10 protein-coding genes are annotated in these 18,283 nt (G+C 38.7%); 5 read left to right on the top strand and 5 right to left on the bottom strand.

What is annotated here, in order from left to right:
• The first annotated feature begins 9 nt into the window (after positions 1-9).
• From BHV72_RS14545 to lepB, 3 genes are read left to right on the top strand one after another with little or no spacing between them, the layout of a single operon-like run.
• A complete protein-coding gene (locus tag BHV72_RS14545) occupies positions 10-1,428 on the top strand; it encodes a hypothetical protein (protein ID WP_151210524.1) in 1,419 nt (472 codons plus the stop codon).
• Positions 1,425-2,129: a glycosyltransferase family 2 protein gene (locus BHV72_RS14540; RefSeq protein WP_005682588.1), complete on the top strand. Its 705-nt coding sequence runs from the start codon at positions 1,425-1,427 to the stop codon at positions 2,127-2,129. The genes BHV72_RS14545 and BHV72_RS14540 overlap by 4 nt, the downstream gene beginning before the upstream one ends.
• 1 nt (position 2,130) lies before the next feature.
• The gene (gene lepB, locus BHV72_RS14535) at positions 2,131-2,766 is read left to right on the top strand and encodes a signal peptidase I (protein ID WP_022041577.1); all 636 of its coding nucleotides are present in this window, start codon (positions 2,131-2,133) and stop codon (positions 2,764-2,766) included.
• Between the two features lie 72 nt (positions 2,767-2,838).
• Here lepB and BHV72_RS14530 read toward each other — a convergent pair whose 3' ends face one another.
• The 4 genes from BHV72_RS14530 to BHV72_RS14515 are packed head-to-tail and all read right to left on the bottom strand — an operon-like array spanning position 2,839 to position 8,887.
• Entirely contained in the window at positions 2,839-4,224 is a 1,386-nt protein-coding gene (locus BHV72_RS14530) for an alpha-L-fucosidase (RefSeq protein WP_055173032.1), read from the bottom strand.
• A gap of 2 nt (positions 4,225-4,226) precedes the next feature.
• On the bottom strand, positions 4,227-5,003 hold the full coding sequence (locus BHV72_RS14525) for a DUF5040 domain-containing protein (protein ID WP_286856276.1): 777 nt from the start codon (positions 5,001-5,003) through the stop codon (positions 4,227-4,229).
• 13 nt (positions 5,004-5,016) lie between these two features.
• A complete protein-coding gene (locus BHV72_RS14520; protein WP_055173034.1) occupies positions 5,017-6,765 on the bottom strand; it encodes a hypothetical protein in 1,749 nt (582 codons plus the stop codon).
• A 7-nt stretch (positions 6,766-6,772) separates the two neighbouring features.
• The gene (locus BHV72_RS14515) at positions 6,773-8,887 is read right to left on the bottom strand and encodes a right-handed parallel beta-helix repeat-containing protein (RefSeq protein ID WP_022041574.1); all 2,115 of its coding nucleotides are present in this window, start codon (positions 8,885-8,887) and stop codon (positions 6,773-6,775) included.
• A 345-nt stretch (positions 8,888-9,232) separates the two neighbouring features.
• Here BHV72_RS14515 and BHV72_RS14510 point away from each other — a divergent pair, with 345 nt between their 5' ends.
• Both BHV72_RS14510 and BHV72_RS14505 read left to right on the top strand, forming a co-directional pair.
• A complete protein-coding gene (locus tag BHV72_RS14510; RefSeq protein ID WP_286856272.1) occupies positions 9,233-12,394 on the top strand; it encodes a SusC/RagA family TonB-linked outer membrane protein in 3,162 nt (1,053 codons plus the stop codon).
• A 16-nt stretch (positions 12,395-12,410) separates the two neighbouring features.
• A complete protein-coding gene (locus BHV72_RS14505) occupies positions 12,411-14,126 on the top strand; it encodes a RagB/SusD family nutrient uptake outer membrane protein (protein WP_055173036.1) in 1,716 nt (571 codons plus the stop codon).
• 74 nt (positions 14,127-14,200) lie between these two features.
• On the opposite strand, the gene BHV72_RS14500 is transcribed toward BHV72_RS14505, so the two are convergent.
• Positions 14,201-18,277, bottom strand: a complete 4,077-nt coding sequence (locus BHV72_RS14500) for a hybrid sensor histidine kinase/response regulator transcription factor (protein ID WP_195414774.1) — start codon at positions 18,275-18,277, stop codon at positions 14,201-14,203.
• Positions 18,278-18,283 lie beyond the last annotated feature (6 nt).

Below are 18,283 nucleotides of genomic sequence, written 5' to 3'. Positions count from 1 at the left end.
GAACTATGTTTGATGCTATTATTGTGCGGCACCCTATGGGGAGCCGTGCAATTAATAGTGTCGGGGCATATATTCAACGGTGACTTTGCACTTTATATCCGACAGGCACAAAGCATACAATACGGAGATATGCAGCAAGTGTTTTCGGACATGCAGGAGATGATAGCCCATTCTACTTATCAGCGCTATTCACCTATACTTTACCCGTGGGGATATCCTCTGCTACTATTTCCGTGTGTGGCATTGTTTGGCATCAACTATTTTGCCTTCAAAATTGTAGGAGTTATCTGTCTGGTAGGGGCTTTCATCTTTCTCTATTATCACCCTATTCTCTCGAAAGAGCGTTTCAGAATGTCCGTCCTACTCGTTTTAACTTTGCTGACAGGCAACATATTCTATTGGGGGTATGTTAACTCCGTCAGTAGCGAACTTCCCTTTTTCTGCTTCCTCATGTTCTCCTTTTGGACAATGAACAAACTCTATGCATTGAAGGAACAGACCGAAAAGCGAACTATACTATACATCGGTTTAGGTATTCTTCTTTTTTTCACGGCACAGATTCGTACGGAAGGATACTTCTTATTTATTTCCTTAATCGTACTTCAATGGAAAAACAGATTATCAGGATGGAGGTTTTTCCTTCCTTATGCATCTGCTCTATGCATTTGGTTTGTCTTTACTCTTGTTTTTCCTTCGGGATATACAGAACATTTTGAGCACTTTAAGGTGGTGACTCTGACAAACCTACTTCACAACATCCAAACATTTTACGAATATCCTGCTCAGATCTTATATATTCCTTTTTCACTCTTCAATCTTTTCTTTTGGGTGAATTGCTTGCTCGGCTTATACATAAGTAGCCGGAAATTAACGGCGGAGTCAGTTTATCTGGTTTCTACCATAATGCTCTTAATCTGTTGGCCTTATGATGTAATAAGGTATTGGCTTCCCCTTTTTCCATTATGTTTCATATTCTTCATTCAAGGATTCCGATTTATGTGTATGGTGTGGGGCAAAAAAGCGGGAAAATGGGTTCTCTATCCAATTATAGGCATACTAATCTGTTCTGTTTGGAAAGTTTCAATAAAATATGCGACCTCACCCATACAGATTTATACTACCATAAATCCGAACGTGGAAGGCGAGAGTGCTCAAGAAATGTACGCCTTCCTCCGTATGAATACCGCTCAGGACGATTGGGTAGCCTGCGGAGAAAGTCGCTCTATCTATTTATATACGAATCGTCTTTCCTGCAATATTTCGGGAGAGATATCCAATCTTCCTGCCAACGTCAACTGGTATGTCGAGTTTCTGTATCGTGGTTCCTATCTTCAATACCCTCATGGGGTGATCAGATTGAACCAGAACCGTTTTCAACAAGTATTTTGTAATCAAGATTTTGCAATATATAAAATACTAACACCATGAAAAGCACAGACATTGAATATTCTATCATTTTGCCTTGCCTCAATGAAGAAAAGACATTAGGCATATGTATCCGGAAAATCCATCAATTTTTTTCAAACACCGGATTAACTTATGAAATTATAGTCGCCGATAACGGTAGTACAGACAATTCCGCTCTCGTTGCTAAGAATAATCGGGCGGATGTGATACAGGTAAGTCAGAAAGGATATGGCAGTGCTTTGAGACATGGCATCGAACATTGCAATGGGAAATATATCATTATGGGTGATGCTGATGATAGTTATAACTTTCTTGAATTATCATTATTTATCGAACGATTACAGGCTGGTTATGATATGGTAATGGGAAACCGCTTTGCAGGTGGAATCACGAAAGGGGCTATGCCATGGCTTCATCGCTATGTCGGCAATCCGTTCTTGTCGTCCTTGGGGCGTTTTTTATTTAAGAATAATATTGGAGACTTCCATTGTGGTCTGAGAGCTTTCACGAAAAAATGCTATAACATTATTAACCCGCAGTGTAATGGTATGGAGTTTGCTTCTGAGCTTGTTGCCTTGGCTTCTATTCATCAGATGCGTATTTGTGAAATCCCGGTGACTCTCTATCCCGATGGTCGGAAACGCAGACCACATTTGCGTTCATGGCGAGATGGGTTCAGACACATGGTGTTGCTTTACAGTCTTTATCTACTGAGGAATTGAAATGAAACGTATCAAATTTCAGACGTTAGCCAAACTGGGGACTTGTATGTTACTTATATTGCTTTTGGTTAAGGTATTCATTGGCGAATGGGTATATATTCCGTCTGATAGTATGTTTCCTACGATAAGTGCAAGAAGTCTGGTTTGGAACTCGAAAATTACATATGGGGCTTTAATGCCTCAGCGAATTGTAGAAACACCTGTACTCAATTTACTCTGTCTGATACCAGCCGTAGCCAAAGCTGATAAAAAAACAAATTGGGGGTATCATCGTGTGTGGGGATACTCTTCTCCGCAGCGTATGGACGTTGTTATATTCAAGTGGGATGAAAATGAAACGCAGTTATACGTTAAACGAATTATAGGGATGCCGAAAGACACAATACAGCTTAAAGATGGGATCGTATATATTAATAATAAGGCTATTGAGGAAAAAGGTAAACGAATTGCTTCTCATGATAATTTTGGTCCTATCGTTATAAAAGAGGATTGTTATTTCGTCATGGGAGATTTCAGGTATAATTCTTTAGATAGCCGGCAAAGAGGACTTGTTCCGCTCCATTGCATATCAGGAAAAGCAATTCATAAGTTATGGAATCGAAATAGTGACTTATCTTTATTTGAAGCGATTGAATAGTGTAATCAAACTTCAGCTCATGTTTTTCGATCAGAAGTTCAACATCTAGTTGGAATTTTCCGTTGCTGTTGACTACTCCAATATAAGTTCTATAACCGGTAACTCGACATTTGGGCGTTCTACAGGTAAAGTGATGATAACATCGTCAGCTCCTGTGTTTTCGGTCATATGGCTTCCTTTTTTGGTTTCAGTCCGAAATTTGAGTTCTGAATTGTCATTCAATAATTGAGCATATTTGATTTTTCCTTTATATTGTTTTAGATATAAGGATTTGAATGGCCATTCTAACACGTGTATATACAGTCGGTTAGTATTGGGGTTATATGTGAGAATACAATTGTTGGGACAAGCATATTCAGTTGGTGCGGCAGTACATCCATAAATGGCGCTACTATGAAAACGCATCCAATGTGCCAGGCCGTTTAAACGTTCTATAGCACGTTCGTCAAAAACACCTCTTGCTGTTGGCCCGACGTTTAGTAATAGATTTCCACCCTTACTGACAGTTTCGGCTAACATAACAATTAGTTGATGTACACTTTTCCAACTGTATTCATCACGATGGTAACCCCATGAGCCGGAGAATGTTTGACAGGTTTCCCAAGGAACTCGTTGGCTGTTTACTGTGGGCCACTGTTGTGGCATGAATTGTTCTGGAGTGATGTAATCCCAGCCTTGTCTATTTTCTGTTAGTCCGAGGCGGTTGTTTATAATAATCTGTGGTTGCAATTTTCGTGCTAATTTGACAATACCTTCTGCATCCCAGTCTTTACTATTCTTTCCATTCTCTCCTTCAGCATACGTATAATCCATGAAAAGTTCATCAATTTGTCCAAATTCAGTGAGCAATTCGGTTAATTGGTTTTTCATATATTCCCTGTATTTTGCCATATTACGGTTCTTATTTAATTCTTTCAAGAGTTCGGGGTTTTGTGGCATTTGGGGGTGGTTACGGTCAATGGTGAAATCGGGATGATGCCAATCCAATAGCGAATAATAAAATCCGATACGTATACCTTCGTTACGAAAAGCATTAACTAACGGTTTTAAGATATCCTTTTTATAAGGTGTATTGGTTATTTTATAGTCCGTATATTTACTGTCCCACATACAAAAACCATCATGATGCTTAGTCGTGAAAACCATATATTTAACTCCGGCTGCTTTTGCCATATACGCCCATTCTTCCGGATTATACAAATCGGGATTAAATAAGTTTTTGTAACGGTTGTAATGTTCATCGGACATTTTTTCTCTGCTTTTTACCCATTCGTGGCGAGCAGGCATAGCGTAAAGTCCCCAGTGGATAAACAGACCAAACCTGTCATGTGTCCACCAAGACATATGTTCCGATTGGTTCAATGAGGAATCATATTGATTTTGAACAATATGTGTCGCATTCGCCTGTTGACAAACGAAAGACAGGAGAAAGAGGGTATATATAATAGTTCTTTTCATACTTAGTACTTTATAGGTAAAATTCTGTTCATCGAATCTACAAAAATAGCTGCCATTCGTTGTTGCATATATGATTGTTCTCCCCGTATGGGATGATGTCCATAAGCTATGCCTTCTGTAACTTGAATATCCGTGGAATATAATTGGCTGAAAGGTTTTCCTGTGACAGGATGTAATACATTTTTTGAGAATCCGATATATTTATCAAATTCAATTAAAGGAAATCCCCATTTAGCGGCGAGTTTTCTGATACTTTCATTGTAAACGGTGCGACAATCATGCCAGTGTGTACATAATACAATAATTGCAGGTTTACCATAAGGAGTATTATAGTATTTGGATGTAGTATCGTTACGTAATTCATAGCATTCCGTGAGGTTACGTTTGATGACATAATCATAGGCTGCCGCGTAATTGCTGCGATCAAATGGTACTTCATAATCCGTGTATTTATCTTTCAGTTGAAGTTCTTCATAAACATCTTTATTGTGTACTTGCATAATGACTAATGCATCAATATTTTCCAGTTCTTCTTTAGAGTAGAGGGTACCATTGGCCATTCGGTTTGCTGTATTGGCTATGGCTTCTCCACCTATGGCCCGGTTTATGGCTTCGGCATTCAGTTTGCGACAACCGATTTCGAACCAACCGTTTTGCGGAGAAGCGAATGAGGCTCCTGTCAATAAGATTTTGTATTCTGTTGTTTTTGACAGGTTTTGTGCTACTGCTATTCCTGTGAAAATATAGAATAACAGCACGGTTAGAAATGTCTTCTTCATATTTTCTTATTTTTTATGGTTTATCTGTAATTCTGTATTTATCTACAGTAGGATTTAGTCCTTGTTTTAAATCGTGATACAATGGAGGTTTGTTAAAGTCAAAACTATAAGGCTCATAAAGTGTGGCACAATCCGGATGAGTCTCTCCGAATAGTTTGTATTCTTTCCATAACCGGTCATAATTATCGATGGCTTTGCGAATACTTTTTGTGTCATATTGACCGTTCATATCTCCTTCGTAGCCTTTGAGCATGATGATCCAACCCTGTTCATAGATTGAATATAAAAGTAATCCGTACTTGGCGGAAGTTTGTAAGTAACGTCTTAGTTCCGGATTGCCTGTTTGTATTTTATCGGCTAATGCTACAATCTCTTTCCAGATAGCAACACTTTGGGATTTTTCTAGTATGATTTTATGAGTTAGTCCTTGTTCTATAATAGTTTTGAGATTCTGTCTCAGTTCTTTCTCTCCTCCGATGAATTGATCTCTCGTCCACCATACATTGATGGGGAGAATTAAAGATGCTCTTCCTCTGACAATCGCGTCAGCAGACAAAAGAGAAAGACGATGAAAACGTTCGATGTCTTTTCCTTTGAATCCGTTGGCTATGGCGTATTTCTTAAATAATTCCTTTTCCGGTAACGACATCCGGTTTGCCCAATTGGCCAATATTGCAACGTTTATGTCACACCATAATTCATTTTTGATATAGGGACCTCTCCAGCCTCCTCCTCTTGACCATGTCCAAATACCGGCAAAATTGGGATTTGATTTTAACTGGTTCAAACAGTAAGGCTGGGAATCTGATTTTAATTCTTCAAATCCATTAAGTACACCGTCTGCAATATAGTTCGGGTATGCTCCTTTGCCTTCATATTCGCGTTGACATTCAATTTCTACAATTTGTTTGTGCTTACCTATTCCTAATGTAGGGTTGAATTTATACGTTCGGTGATAATCCCCCTGTACGTGTTTTATGCATAGATATAGATTGGGGTGAGGTTCAACGTTGTTTGTTACGGAAAGGTAATATTGGGGATTGATATGGAAGTAACCGAAATCCCATGTGCGATAGAAGATTTTTTTATTTTGACGTATGCATACTTCTTCTCTCAGCAGATTTATTAGATTACTGTGTATTTTTTCTCCTCCATCGGTTTTATAAGCAGAATTATGTTCCCATGATTTTTCGTTTCTGGGTATGGGACCATTACCTGTGTGGTAAGGAGTATTTTGCAAGTAAGTTTCTCCTACGCGAATAACCAGACCGTCAAGTTTCGGGAAACGTTTAAATATTTCTTGAAGCATGATTCGGTGTATCTCTTGTGTTTTGGGGCGAGTGAAGTCAATTCGTCCTGTCGCGTCACAAATTTCATTTTTATAAATTTCCACCAGGCGTTTGGGAAGTACGATGATATCAGTAAAGTAATATGCTTCCAATCCGGCTTTATGGATAGCTTCAATCTTGTTTTCTATACGGGTGGCAACAGAATCGATCCATAAACGTTCTTTAGAACCGGTAGGACATATTCTCGGGTCTAAACTGCTATATGTTATGGCTGTATGTACAGATTGAAATTCATTAACTACTTGCGCGTTAAAACCATATTGCACTAAATTCCCAGGTTCATTGAACCATGTGTTTGTGAAAGGTTCACCCGGATTATGATGAACCATATCCATAACAATAGGAGTTTGAGCAAACAGGCAACTCCACAGTGTGTTCGCTAGCAAAAGGACTGGAAATAGGTGTTTTCTCATGATAATATTATTGATTGTTATTAGTAACTTGTTGATCTTCGATAGAATCAAAACCCTTTTGTTGTTGTTTTATAGAATTGATTAATTGTACTCTATCCGGTAAGGAAGTGCGATATTTATCTATATATAGTCCGCATTTCTCTAATTGGTATTCTGTTATAGAGCTAACTCCCAGAATATTTTTCAGACTTTTTAGAATAGATATTTCCCGGAAATTTAAGTTGGGAATAACCAAGTCTGTATTACTGCCGAAGTATGAATATTGAAAATCTTCATCTTTCCCTTCTTTTCGTAATCCGCAACGGCAGTTGATAAATGTGTTATCTGCTATGCTGTTATTAATGGGTAATTCCAGATGGTCGGTCTGTAAAAATGTACTTATGCCTGGGTAGATGTTGTCCCAGTTGCCTTTGTTAATCCGGAAAACATCGAACAAATGGGTGAATTCAGGATTTTGTGCATTATAATTTCGTTTTTTTCCACGGGCATCAATACTTATGCCTGCTGCACTACAATCAAAATATAGATTATCGTGAACGTAATTGCAGTGGCCTCCACCTATAATGGTACCGGAAACGACTTGATGGACTATGTTTTTATAAATTGAGTCCCCCGCATGTCCATCATCTGCATACAATGCATTAGCTCGTGGTGAATGATGAATAAAATTGTGGCGTAAGACGTTGCCTCGTGAAGTCCAGTCCCAACGACTATAAAAGGCTCCGACATCACCTGTGACCCGAGCTATGTCGAACACTTCATTATATTCTAGGATGTTGTTGTTTCCTCCATAGATAAAGGCTGCATGGGGAGCGTTGTGTACCATATTGTGCCGGACGGTAATTCCCACTGCATTGCCTTCTTTTATGCCGATTCCTGTAGTAAAGGTTCCCAGTTTTACAGCAGGAGCATAACTGCGCTGTATTTCACCAAAACGGGTAAAATAATTGTTCTCTATTAAGTGTTTGCAAGCAATCAGATTTTTTCGGTCACCTCCTGATACCTCAATACAGGTGCGACCGATATATTCAAAGTTGTTGCTTTGTATTCTATTTTGTTTTCCTCCCTGAATGATTAATGCGTCTCCTAATATATTTTTGAAGTTACATCCGGCAATCAGACATTCTGTGGCATTTTTTATGATGACGCCATCGCCTAAATGATTTTTGAAGGAGATATTTTCTATTTTTATATGATTTGAATTTATAATGTTAATCAATGGGGTAGTGTCTGATACAATACTCAATAAGTTTTCATCAAAATGTTCGGGAGGGAAAAGATATAATTTTTGAGTTGTAAAATCAATGCACCATTCTCCTGGATGATCTATTTCTTCGAGAAGATTCTCTACATAATATTCTTCTTTTCCCGAACCGTACGGACGATGATATTTGGAACCGATGCCGCCAAATATGCCTACATCTTTTCCTTCCTTTGTTTCTATCCCTACGCTGTGAGTGACAGTTTGTTTGTTCGGGTCTATTTCCTTTATACGTACAGTCCAGGCCTGCCAGGGGATACGCCAGTATCCTGTAAACCATAGACCGTTTTTGACGGCATTCACCCATTTGCCGTGTTCTGGATCACTATATTCAAAAGTACCTCCTTGTTCGTTTGTTCCGAAATTGTCCAATACCCTTTTCATATATAGATAACCTTTGTTGGGGTAACGCGAAAGAGGGAGTAGCTCATTGTTGTAAATGAGTTGTGGAAAGTTCTTACGCTCTTTCATTAAATCGGGAAAAAAAGGAACATTGATACCTATTTCCGATAAGTCTATCTCCATAATAATACCTTGAGCATTCGGGTGAACTCTGTTTTTTGTTTGAGTATCTTTGACAGGTCTCAGTTTTCCTTTCAAGGGTTTATCACACCGCAACTGTACCTTTCCCGGATTTTTACCTTTTATTATTATCCCTTTCTTGCAGTTTTTTATATCTATGCTTTTATGAAGGATATAGTCTCCGTCATGAAGTAAAATGGAGCTTCCGTTCATAGATGCTTTTTCGATGGCTGCTTGTATGCCCCTCTCTCCTTGGAGTGGGGAAAGCTGGATAATACTTTGCCCCCGGCTGGGAAAGGAAAAAGTACAGGCTAATAATAAGATCAGTAAATGTTTCATTGTATTATATTGATTGTTGAAAATAGAACAAGTGCAAAAGTACCGTGATTTAGCCAATCTTTTTAATAATGGCATTTCAAAATATATGAGATTTGTTTCATGAGTTATTCGAAGTATTTTATATCATTGCAGAAAATATGAAAAACATGACGGTTGAGACTGACATAAATCATTCGAATTTGCGTATCATGTAACATGTATTATATAAATGTAACCAGTGTTGTTATGAAGATGTTATTCTCATATATTTTGAAGCATGAGTATTAATTGCCGTGCTGTCTAATGCCTAATTTTGCATCCGTAGTTAAACAACACTAAGTAACCTTTATTAAATTTTTAATTATTATGAATTCATTTACACGTATTGGATTACGATCTCGGTTCCTGTTGGTGCTGATGATTGGACTTATTTTACCGACGTTGTCTGTTTGGGGACAGAATGCAACAATTACTGGTAAGGTAGTTGACCCCAAAGGAGAGCCTCTTGTAGGTGTTTCGGTTTTAGAACAAGGTACAACGAATGGTACTGTTACTGATATGAATGGTCGGTATAGTATTGTTGTTCAGAAAGACTCTTCTCCTCTTCGATTTAGTTATATGGGGTTTGATAATCAGGAAATTGTTCCGGGAAAACGTCGGGTTATCGATGTTACATTGACAGAAAACTCTGTGGTGATTGATGATGTGGTGGTGATTGCCTATGGAACTAAGAAACGCCGTGATATGATAGGGTCTGTTTCTAAAATTAAAAGTGATGAAATGTCGCTGATGCAAGGTGGGCGTTTTGAGAATTCTTTGCAGGGGCTGGCTTCCGGTGTACAAGTTGTGAATGACGGTATGCCGGGTAGTACTCCACAGATAAAGATTCGCGGTATCGGTTCTATTGCATCGGGGAGTGATCCGCTTTGGGTGGTTGACGGTATTGTAGGTGGAGGTTCTACGATGGTGAACTCCAATGATATTGAATCAATAGAAGTATTGAAAGATGCTGCTGCAACTGCAATTTATGGTTCCCGAGGTGCGAACGGTGTGATCATTGTTACAACGAAGAAGGGAAAAAAGGGAGGACTTAAATTCGACGTTCATTATGAAGGCGGTATTACTCCTATCACTAATTCAGATTTAGGACTGGCCAGTACGAAGACATACTTTAATATAATGGATGAGGCTCGTGCTAATGTGGGATTAAATCCGCTTGACCCACAGAAAGATATTATCGAACCGTATTATTCCAATTGGACTTCTCCGATAACTCGTGAGGAAGCTATGAATACGGATATGGATTGGGTTGATTTGGTGACTCGTATGGGACATTTCCATGATATAAACGTGGCCTTGAACCAAGGGGGAGAGAACTCAACGACTTACGCGTCTGTTAATTACCGTTCTGATGAGTCCAGTTTGAAAGGGCTTAGCATGAATGCGGTCAGTGCACGTTTGAATAGTGAATTTAAGAAAGGAATTGTGACTTTGGGAACTCAGTCTTTTCTGAAGTTCGACCGTAAAAAAACGACGAATAAATGGGCGGTAGTTTCTGATAAGTTTCCGTGGCGCAAAGTGTATGATCCGGAAGACCCTACAGGGTATTGGAATCCACAAATGGCGGATGGTCATCCGACAGCTACTCTTGACAACGATTATCAGTTGAGTACAGGTGAGAATTTTAGTTTCCGCACAACATTATATATGGATGTTAACCTGAAGTGGATAAAAGGGCTCTCAGTTCGTGCAGATGCAAGTTATGGGTATGGATTGGCGCAAAGTGATTATTGGTTGTCCGGCTTGATTACGAATACTGGCAATGTAGATGGTAACCAAGGTAATAAAAGCAAGAAAACGACTAAGTCCCAACAATATCATGCTTTTGCCAAATATAACCGTGAATGGACAGATCATGGTCTGGATATTGTAACGGGTATTGAAGCAAATAGGAGTTATACGGATAATGCTGTTGTTGCCGGTAAGAACTTGAGTGGTGAGTTTCAGGAACCCAAGATTATTGGTACAATGCTGGGGAATAACAGTGCTTATATAGGTGGTGAGAGTTACACATTCAGTTTCTTTAACCGTATCGACTATAAGTTCAAGCAACGTTATTTACTTGGAGCATCTTTTGTACGCGAAGGATCATCTAAGTTTGTGAAAGAAAACCGTTTTGGAGACTTCTATTCAGTATCAGGTGGTTGGATTATTTCTGATGAGGCTTTTATGCGTAATGCCGGTTTTATTTCATTGTTGAAGTTACGTGGCAGCTATGGAGAAACAGGTAATCAGAACATTCCTTCGGAAGTGACGAAGAATTCGTATAGTATAAAGAGCAAGCAATATTACAATAATATGCAGAATATGTTCTTATGGAATATTGCTAATAAAGCAGCTAAATGGGAGAAAAACAAAAGTATTGACTTGGGACTTGATTATGCGCTGTTCAATAATAAAGTAAATGGTTCTATTGCTTATTATCGTCGTACGACAAGTGACATGTTGATGCGTGTGCAATTACCCGCATCTGCCGGTATCACCAATAGTGGCGGTAATGCTGACAATAATTCTATGTGGGCAAATGTTGGTTCGATGTATAATCAGGGATTTGAATTTGACATTAATGTTACTTTGGTCAAGAAAGACTTTGAATGGAACATGAACTATAATTTGACGACAAATATGAATAAAGTGACAGCACTTGATGCGAGTGTTGATGCAAAAGGGACCGGTATCATCAATACACGTCCGGGAGCGATCACGAAGAAAGATCTGGCTTTGGGTACTTATTTTATGGCTGAATGGGCAGGAGTTGATCCGGAGAAAGGTATCGGCATGATTTATGAAATAGATCTTGACCGTTACAATAAGACCGGTGAGACAGTGAAAACCGGAAGATTGATTCCCGCTACTCAATCAAACGTAAATAAACACCGTATAATTCAAGAAGGTAAAACGGCTCTTCCGAAAGTTTATATGGGCTGGACAAATAACTTTAAATATAAGGCATTCGATTTATCATTTATGTTCTATCTCTCATTAGGTAGTTATACCTTTAATTATCATAGATATACAAAATCATTTGTAGGAGATGGACGTAATAATGTGACTGCTGATATTTATGAGAACTCATGGAAGAAACCGGGAGATATTGCAGAGTATCCGCAACTTCGTTGGCAAGATAAATATAATTATGATGACAATGGAAATGACAAGCAAAATGTAACTTATATAAAACATGATGCCGGTCACACCAAGTATCTGGAGAAAAGTGCTTATTTACGTTTGCGTAATTTGACTTTAGGATATACACTTCCACAAAGAATCTGCTCGAAAATAAATATTGATGCTTTAAGAGTGTATGTCTCAGCTGTCAACCTTTTCACCATTACTTCATTTAACGGCTATGACCCTGAAGTAAGAGTAAAGAACCAAACAGGTGCCAATGCGCAGGGAGCTGTATTCTCCGGTAGTGAAATGCCGCAGACCCGTATATTCTCCGCAGGTATTAACTTTAAATTTTAATTAAATATTTGATAGTATGAAAGCGATAAAAAATATAATGATAGCCTTATCCGGTATTGCACTTCTTGCTTCCTGTGATATGGATAAATTTTTTGAACTGGATCGTCCGGAATCTAATCCTTGGTTATCGGTTGATGATTTGGAATATTCTGTTGCTGATCCTTATAATACTCTTTTTCAGAATCCTAACTGGCAGGCACCTATCGGTATTATCCCTTATTATCAGGAATTGGTGGCAGATTTGTCTACGGTTAATCCGCAAGGGGCTTATGAGCAGGAAGCACTTTACTGGTATCCTCGTCAGATGTCTACCTTTGATGTAACAGGACAACAATTTGAGAAGACCTTTTCAATATTATATCGTTCTGTAACAGGAGCTACTTCTCCGTTGACTTATATTGAGGAGAAGGAGAAAAAAGGAGAGCCAGTTTTTGCCAATATGACTGAAAATGATAAGAAGACGTTGGCACGTCAGACCGGAGAACTATATTTTATGAGAGGGTATACCTATTGGCTGATTAGCCGAGCTTTTGTTGCTCCTTACGACCCGGCAGGCGGAGAGGGGAATAATCGTAAGTTCATTCCGTTAATCAATAGGCTTGATTATTCACAAGAGTCTGCACGCAATCCTTATATGGGGACTGTGAAAGAAGTGTATGATCAGATGTTGTCTGATTTTGCTAAAGCTAAAAGTCTGATGCCTGAAGATTATTTTGTGCGTGGTCGTGCCAATAAATTTTCAGCTGCTATGATGTTGATGCGTGTAAAATGGTTAATGGGAGATAAAGACGGAGCATTGGAAGAAGCTGATTATGTGATTACTAAAGCGGAAGCTGGAGTAGCACCTTTTGATTTGACAGAAGAACCGATTGTTGCTTTTAACCGGAATGCCGAACAACAATATACAGTAGACCCGGTATCAAAGGAAGTTATGTTTGAGTGTGCGTTCACTGAAAGCAATCAGGGAAATAACGTAGCTATTCCGTTAGCTCGTATGTGTAAAACTGGTATTTATAATTTCAAGTCAAAGACATTTGATGCTAGTAATAAATTATGGTTGGAAGGAGCGCGTGGCAGTCAGAATTGGCAACATGGTGGTTGGGCTTGTGCTTACTGGAATCCTCGTTTAATTAAGTATATTGGCTGGGCGGTAACAGATGATCCTATGGATTTGACGAATTATGTTCCGAGTGCAGAAGCCTTGGCTGATAAGAGATTTACTCAACTGCATTATTTCCTGAAAAACTATACGGATGGAGGAGATAAAACCATACATGAAATGGCATATAACAAGACAAAATGGAATGCTTTTTGGAATGATAAGTATTATCGGGCTCCGTATGGGAAGTATTCCCAAGTACCGTTGATTCGTTTGGCGGAAGCATATCTGACGCGTGCGACCTTAGTCCTTTCTAAGAATGCATCTCAAGCTTTAGGAGATGTGAATAAGATTCGTCAACGTGCCGGATTGACTCCTTTGAAGAATGTAACTGAAGCAGATATAGAAAAAGAAAGAATCAAAGAGTTTGGTTTTGAGAATGGAGACCGCTTGCTTTATTTAGTAGCTATGCAGAAGACAATTGATGGGCAAAAGAGAAATCCGGGAGCTGTTTATGATAATCCGAATACTGATGGGGATCCGATTCCTGCAATGAATCCGCCTTACAGTACTATGTATGTACCGTTGCCTTCCATTGAATATTTGTATTCAGGATCTTATCAGCAACCTTAAAAGAAGGTGAGGTTCTAAAAAAGAAGTGCCGCTATCGTAAGACATAGCGGCACTTCTTTTTGATAATAACTCTGTTATTTCCTGTACTTCTTTATATATTCGGAAGGAGATAAGCCGTATTCTGTTTTGAAGCATTTTCCGAAATAAGATATTTCATTAAAACCGCATCGATAAGAAACTTCGGTCACTGTATATTCTGTGTTTTGAAGCATATCTAGTGAAGTTTTTAACCGTATGTCAAGGATGAGTTTACTGGGCGACATACCTGTTACGGCTTTGATCTTGCGATATACCTGTACGCGGCTCATACCGATTTCTTCACTGAACTGATCAATGGAGTAGGCAGGGTTTTCTATGTTTTTGTTTATTATTTCCATTACTTTTTTCATAAACTTTTCTTCCATGGCACTATAAACAGAAGTTTCTTTAGCTTTCTGTGGCTCTCTGTTGATTGATACCATTTCCGTTCCATATCGTTCTGCGAGTTTTTTCCGATTAATCAACAGGTTGGCAACACGTACAACCAACAATTCCGGATCGAATGGTTTCATGATATAATCGTCAGCTAACGATTCATAGCCTTCGCGCACTTGCGATGAAGTGACACGGGCTGTGAGCAATATGATCGGAATATGTGAAGTTACCATATTGTTTTTAGATAATCTTGTAAACTCAATACCGTCCATATATGGAGTCATAATGTCACTAATCACCAAATCAGGTATTTGTTTTTGTTCTATTTCATAGCCTTCTTTACAATTTACGGCAGTATAGATATTATAGTATTTGCTGAGCAATGATACCAGGTAATTACGTACATCCTCATTGTCTTCTATTATGAGCAGAGTCATTTCCTTGGGTGAAGTATTAGTCTGAGATATCTCGCAGGGATTGACATCTGTTGCAATAAGTGCTTCTACATCAGAATAAGTATGGGTGGATTTTACTATCTTGTCTTTGCTAAGTAGTTGGTTTTCGGTATAACTGTCTTTACCTAATGGGAGGGTGAAAGACACGGTCATTCCATGCCCTTCTTTATTATCTATCCAAATACGTCCGCCATGGAGCTCAATGATACTTTTTGTCAGATTCAGCCCAATTCCGCTTCCCAACACTTTCTCACCTGCCTGGAAGAAAGCTTCGAATATACGGGGCATCATATTGGCAGGGATTCCGGAGCCGCTATCTTCTACTTTAATCAAAAGAATCTTTCCTGCGGGGAGGCCCAAATTTTCAGGCTTCTGAATATCTTCAGTATTGGTTTCCATACTTGAGATGATAATATATCCACCGTTGGGAGTATGCTTTAAAGAGTTGGAGAGCAGGTTAAAGAAAACCTTTTCCAATAGAATGGCATCAAACCAAGTGTCTGTTGAGGAGGTCGTATCATTAAATTCGATAGATATGTTTTTCTTTTCGGCAACAGGCATAAATAGTTTGATGATTTCAGGTATGTAAGTACCTAGATTGTAATTGCTGACGTGAAGTTGCATTTTCCCGGCTTCCAGCTTGTGAAAGTCCATTAAACGGTTTACCAGCCATAATAAACGTTGGGAATTACGGTTGATCAGCTCCAATGGTTGGCGATATGCCGGAGGCATATCTTCTTTATGCAACAGGTCTGTGAGCGGAGCTATGATTAAAGTGAGCGGAGTACGTAGCTCATGTGAGAAATTGGTGAACATCTGTACACCCATATTGTGACTGATTTCAATATTCTGTTTCTCCATCTGTTTTAACTGAAGATCCATTTTCAGTTGTGCTTCCCGGGTTTTATAACGTATGAACAGCATAATCATGCTAATAGTGAATGCTAGATAGAACAAATACGCATACCATGTTTTCCATAGAGGAGGAGTGACTGTAATTGATAATGAAGCATTTCCATTGCTCCATATATCGTCATTATTGCAAGCTCTTACTTTAAAAACATACTTACCCGGCGGGATATTAGTATAGTTAACACTCCGTTCGTGTGTCGGTTCCGACCAACCCTTATCAAATCCTTCAAGCATATAGGAAAATTTATTGTTGGAGGCAAACACATAACTAAGTGCGGAGAATTTGATTGTGAATGAGGTTTGGTTGTATCTTAATTTGATTCTCTGATTTGAGATATTTACCCATTGGGTAGCTTTATTATCTTCCAGATAATCTGCCCAAATTCTCATTTTTGTAATATATACGGGAGGTATAAATGTATTTCGTCTAATTAATTGGGGATTAAATGAAAGGAAATGATTATTTCCACCGACATAAAAAATGTTGGATGAACTTTTCAGGCAAGCGTGTAAATTGGTTTCCAGCAAAGAATATCCATTTTTATTATCCCAGTTAGTGAAAGTCTCTGATTTGGGGTCAAAACATGACATGCCTTTTAAAGTAGAAACCCATAATTTACCGTTATTATCGGCCACAATACTGTTGATAGCATTATTGGGAAGACCGTTCTCTTCATTATATATCGTGAAACTTTCTTTGATATTATTATATAATCCTATGCCTCCGCCATAAGTTCCTATCCATAAATTTTCCGATGCATCAGTATACAGCGTACTGACATGATTGCTTGGCAGGAATTGTTCCGGACTTTTTTCTTCACTACCAAAATGTTTTAATTCATGAGTCTGTGTGTGATAGCGATATAGACCGGCTGCACGAGTCCCCATCCATATATAAGGTCCTATAGCTTTTAAATCTTGTACATTGATGATAGAAAGTTCTGTGGCACGACCCTTTACTGGAAAAGACTCTTCCAATTGGTTGTTCTCCATGTGGTAACGTAGTATGGGGCTGTCTACTCCTAAAGCAATCCAATAAATATTATCAGTACCTTTGGCAATACGTCTTACTTGATTATAAGGAAAATCGGGTATTTCTTTTATTATGCGGCGGGTTTCCATATCATAGAGATATAGTCCGCAATAATAAATACTAATCCATAAAAGATGATCTCCTTCTTTCTGTATATACTTTACTTCATTGTTTGTTACCGAGCGTGGAACATGAAGCGGGCAGTACTCATAACTTTCGTCTTTGGGATTGTAGATGATTAAACCACCGTCCGTGCCTAACCAAAGTTTCTCTTTATATTCCACTATGGCATTAATGTTTCCGATACTTTTCTGGAGCTTATATTCTGGTTTATGAGGAATAAAGAAATTACTGTATGGTGTGTACAAATTAACACCTCCTCCGTAAGTTCCGATCCATATATTATTTGCTTTATCCCTATATAGAGAGATGATGGTATTTTCACTCAAACCGCAGCTTTGTTCCCGTTGGTAATAATTGATAAGCCTGTTTGCTTGCCGGTCATAAATCAGCACTCCTTCACGTGTGGCAAGCATAAGATTTCCTTCCAACGTTTCTACAATGTAGTTGACTTGGGAGTTATTGAAATTTTTGCCATTTTCCATTGTCAGGTTGGCATCTACAAGTTTACGGTTTTTACGGTCAAACCATTTAAGTCCTGAATCCCACATACCTACCCACAGGCGTTTATCATTGTCTTCATATAAAAAGTAGATTTTATGTTCATCACCGAATTGAAAACGCTCTGTAACATAGGTGACAGGATTCATGATGCACAATGTGTTGTTGATAAGATAGCAGATTTCATTTTGACTGTTTTGCATAAGCCAGAAGACAGAACCGTTGGTTGAAATGGGGATAAAATCATCAGTTTCCTTATTATACAGATTGAGTCCTTTCATGCTGCCTACCCAGATTCTTTTTTGGTTATCGCACAACAAGTGTTTGATGCAATTGTCCGATATAGTATACTGGTTCGCCGGATCATGAAAGTATTGAGTGAATGTATTTGAGGATACATCGTAGCGATTCAGTCCACTGTGAGTCCCTATCCATAGAACTCCGGGCGATTCTTCAATAATGGTGGTAACATCACTGCTGGATAGGGAGTGCGGCTGACCGTCGGCGCGAAAAACTTCGAACTCGGTACCATCAAACCGGTTCAGCCCATCCCGCGTGCAAAACCACATAACTCCGTTACTGTCTTCCAAACTACGTATAACGGTGTTTTGTGAGAGTCCGTTGCTTACGTTATAGTTCTGAAACAATATGTTGTTGTCTTGCGCTCTGCAAATGGAAATAAACAGAAGAAAAATGATGAATGCAATGTTTTTCATGTCCTG

The organism is Bacteroides sp. 43_46 (assembly GCF_001915455.1).
Taxonomy (GTDB): Bacteria; Bacteroidota; Bacteroidia; order Bacteroidales; family Bacteroidaceae; genus Bacteroides; species Bacteroides caccae.
The sequence above is the reverse complement of the archived record's forward strand: the minus strand, read 5'-3'. Positions and strand labels throughout refer to the sequence as shown.

Coding starts and splice junctions, on each gene's coding strand:
- BHV72_RS14505 (WP_055173036.1), top strand. CDS start 12,411: ATGAAAGCGATAAAAAATATAATGATAGCCTTATCCGGTATTGCACTT.
- BHV72_RS14525 (WP_286856276.1), bottom strand. CDS start 5,003: ATGAAGAAGACATTTCTAACCGTGCTGTTATTCTATATTTTCACAGGA.
- BHV72_RS14520 (WP_055173034.1), bottom strand. CDS start 6,765: ATGAGAAAACACCTATTTCCAGTCCTTTTGCTAGCGAACACACTGTGG.
- BHV72_RS14515 (WP_022041574.1), bottom strand. CDS start 8,887: ATGAAACATTTACTGATCTTATTATTAGCCTGTACTTTTTCCTTTCCC.
- lepB (WP_022041577.1), top strand. CDS start 2,131: ATGAAACGTATCAAATTTCAGACGTTAGCCAAACTGGGGACTTGTATG.
- BHV72_RS14540 (WP_005682588.1), top strand. CDS start 1,425: ATGAAAAGCACAGACATTGAATATTCTATCATTTTGCCTTGCCTCAAT.
- BHV72_RS14510 (WP_286856272.1), top strand. CDS start 9,233: ATGAATTCATTTACACGTATTGGATTACGATCTCGGTTCCTGTTGGTG.
- BHV72_RS14530 (WP_055173032.1), bottom strand. CDS start 4,224: ATGAAAAGAACTATTATATATACCCTCTTTCTCCTGTCTTTCGTTTGT.
- BHV72_RS14500 (WP_195414774.1), bottom strand. CDS start 18,277: ATGAAAAACATTGCATTCATCATTTTTCTTCTGTTTATTTCCATTTGC.